The sequence below is a fragment of the Terrabacter sp. 05T424 genome (genome assembly GCF_056396225.1).
The window spans coordinates 1-480 of record NZ_JBFTLB010000024.1 but is presented as its reverse complement, the minus strand read 5'-3'; the positions used below and the strand labels follow the sequence as shown (position 1 = coordinate 480).

At 75.2% G+C, this 480-nt stretch carries 1 pseudogene; it reads right to left on the bottom strand.

Features of this window, described 5'->3' with window-relative positions:
- A pseudogene (locus AC1DE0_RS22410) lies at positions 1–480 on the bottom strand (HNH endonuclease signature motif containing protein); the annotation flags it as partial.

The window sequence follows — 480 nt, the reverse complement described above, 5'->3', positions numbered from 1 at the left end:
CGGGTCGCGGGGACGTGGCAGTCGGGGCCGCGGCAGGTTCCGTCGACCGCTCGGACGTGCTCGACCATCGCGGGTGTGGGCCGGTAGCTCTTGGTGGGGCGGCTGATCGCGTGGCCGTCGCGGATGTCGACGGGCAGGGTCTGCCAGACGGAGCCGGGTCTGGTCATGATCTCGCGGGCGTGGGCGGCGGTGACCCAGCCGTGCCCGGGCAGCTCGCACGCCGCGTCCGAGTCCCCGATGGCGACCTCGAACGGCACGACGAGCCACACCCGCGCCGCCGCGTCACCGGTGGCCGGCGCAGGCGCAGGCCCGTCACACGCGTCGGCGAGGGCGTCACGCAGCAGGGCCTCGGTGGCCAGGTCGCAGCGCAGCTGGTCCAGGGTCCGCGAGTCTCCTCCGCCTCGCGCGGCGCGAGCACGGGTGTCGAGCCGGTCCAGGATCGCCGCGACCGTGCCCGCATCGGCCGTCAAGCTCAGACAC